Consider the following 2,711-nt stretch of genomic DNA (forward strand, 5'->3'; position numbering starts at 1 on the left):
AGTGAATGGGGTGGCCTGTCAGCAGATTCTGGACGGCGATGCTGGTCGCCCGGCGTTGCTGGTGTCGGAGGTTGTCGAGGCGGATGTCGCGTCGGTGCTGGCTGAGGACGGTGCTGCCCGGTTCGACCTGAGTGTTGATCTGCCGTGGCGGGTGTGTCTGCTGGTGTTGGGTGCCGGCGAGTTCGTGTTGCAGGTGGTGGCGCATCACATTGCGGTTGATGGCTGGTCGATGGGTTTGCTGAGTGCGGATCTGCGGACGGCGTATGCGGCGCGCCGGCAGGGTCGGGCTCCGGACTGGGCTGATCTGCCGGTGCAGTACGCCGATTACGCGTTGTGGCAGCGCGAGGTCCTCGGTGAGCTCGACGACGAGCAGAGCCTGGTCGCCGGGCAGTTGGGCTATTGGCGTGAGGCGCTGTCGGACGCGCCGCAGGAGCTGACGTTGCCCGTCGACCGGTCGCGTCCGGCGGCGGCGTCGTTCGAGGGCGGCGCGGTTCGGATCGAGGTGGATGCCGAGACGCACGGCCGGCTGGTGGAACTGGCCCGGCGTAACGGCTCGACGATGTTCATGGTGGCGCACGCGGCCCTAGGAGTGTTGTTGTCGCGGATGGGGGCGGGCACCGACGTTCCGATCGGCACGGTGGTTGCCGGTCGTGGGGATGCGGCAGTCGACGACCTGGTCGGATTCTTCGTCAACACTCTGGTTTTGCGTACGGACCTGTCGGGTGATCCGTCGTTCGCCGATCTACTCGCGCGGGTTCGGGAGACGGACCTGTCCGCGTACGCGCATCAGGACGTGCCGTTCGAACGGCTGGTCGAGGAGCTGAATCCGACGCGGTCGCTGGCGCGGCATCCGTTGTTCCAGGTGATGTTGACGTTGCAGAACGTGCCGGATCAGCAGTGGACGCTTCCTGGTACGCGGGTGCATGAGGTGCGCTCGGGTGGGATGTCGGCTCGGGTGGATCTGTCGTTGACGTTGTCCGAGCGTCGCACGGAGTCGGGTGCGGCGGCTGGTCTGTCGGGTGCGCTGGTCTATGCGGTGGATCTGTTCGACGAGGTGACGGCGCGTGGCCTGGCTGATCGTCTGGTGCGGGTCCTGGAGCAGGTCGCCGCGGATCCGTCGCTGCGGCTCGGCGCGGTCGAGGTGCTCGGTGATCAGGAGCGGTCACGGATTCTCGGCGAGTGGAACGACACGGCCCGCCCGGTGCCGCTGTTGTCGGTGGCGCAGTTGTTCGCGGCTCAGGTGGTGCAGTCCCCGGCCGCGGTCGCGGTCGTCGGGGACGCCGGCGAGGTCACGTACGCCGAGCTGGATGTTGCCGCTGGTGCTGTCGCGGGGGCGTTGCGAGGGCGGGGTGTCGGCCGTGGTGACCTGGTAGCGGTGCTGGTGCCTCGTTCGGGGCAGGTGCCGTCGGTGTTGCTGGGTGTTTCCCGGGCGGGTGCGGGGTTTGTTCCGGTGGACCCGGAGTATCCGCGGGACCGGATCGAGTTCATGGTGAGCGACGCGGCCCCGGCCCTGGTGGTGTGCACGGCAGAGACCGTGGATCTGGTGCCGTCCGGTGTTCCGCATCTGCTGCTGGAGCAGGCGTTGGCCGGGCCGGTGGTGGATCCGGTGCCGGTGTCGGTGGACGACGTGGCGTATGTGATCTATACGTCGGGCTCGACGGGTGTGCCCAAGGGTGTGGCGGTCACGCATCGTGGTGTCGGCAACCTGGTGGTGGCGCAGGCGGACCGGTTCGCGATCGGTGCGGGTTCACGGGTTCTGCAGTTGGCGTCGTGGAGTTTCGACGCGTCGGTGTCGGAACTGTGTGTTGCCCTGGCATCTGGCGCGGCGTTGGTGACACTGTCGCCGGAGTGGCTGCCGCCCCAGCGTGCATTGGCCGAGGTCTGTGAGCGGTTCTCGGTGTCGCATGTGACGGTCCCGCCGTCGGTGCTGGCGTCGGTCGGCGAGTTGCCGGAGTCGGTGGGCACGCTGGTGGTGGCTGGTGAAGCATGTCCGCCGAGCCTGGTGGAGCGCTGGTCCGGTCGTAGGTTGATCAATGCGTATGGGCCGACCGAAGTAACGGTCTGCGCGACGATGAGCCACCCCTTGTCGGATGTGGTGTCGATCGGTGGGCCGATCGCGAATGTGCGGGTCCTGGTGCTCGACGAATGGCTGCGTCCGGTGCCGGCCGGTGTGGTCGGCGAGTTGTATGTGTCGGGTCCGGGCGTGGCGCGTGGTTATGTGCGCCGGCCGGCGTTGACCGCCTCCCGGTTCATCGCGGATCCGTTCGGCAGCGGTGAGCGGGTGTATCGCACAGGCGACCGGGTGAAGTGGACCGCCGGCGGCGAGCTGATGTTCGCGGGCCGTGCCGATGATCAGGTGAAGGTGCGGGGGTTCCGGATCGAGCCGGGCGAAGTCCAGGCGGTGTTGCAGGCGCATCCGCAGGTCGGGCAGGCTGCGGTGATCGTGCGGGACAACCAGTTGATCGGCTATCTGGTTCCTGCGCAGGGCGACCTGAACACGGGTGTAGTGCGGGAGTTCGCGGCGCAGCGTCTGCCGGATTACATGCTGCCGCTGCTGGTCGTGCTCGACGTCCTGCCGGTGACGGTGAACGGCAAACTCGATCATGCCGCCCTGCCGGCCCCGGACTTCAGCGATGTCGGCGGGCGTGCGCCGGCGACCGCGACCGAGGAGATCTTGTGCGGCCTGTTCGCCGAGATTCTCGGTATCGATT

At 67.8% G+C, this 2,711-nt stretch carries 1 protein-coding gene; it reads left to right on the forward strand.

Features of this window, described 5'->3' with window-relative positions; translation table 11 throughout:
- Positions 1–2,711, forward strand: a 2,711-nt coding sequence (locus tag Acy02nite_RS45995; protein ID WP_203756681.1) for a non-ribosomal peptide synthetase, incomplete at both ends; no start/stop codon positions are given.

The sequence above is a fragment of the Actinoplanes cyaneus genome (assembly GCF_016862095.1).
Taxonomy (GTDB): domain Bacteria; phylum Actinomycetota; class Actinomycetes; order Mycobacteriales; family Micromonosporaceae; genus Actinoplanes; species Actinoplanes cyaneus.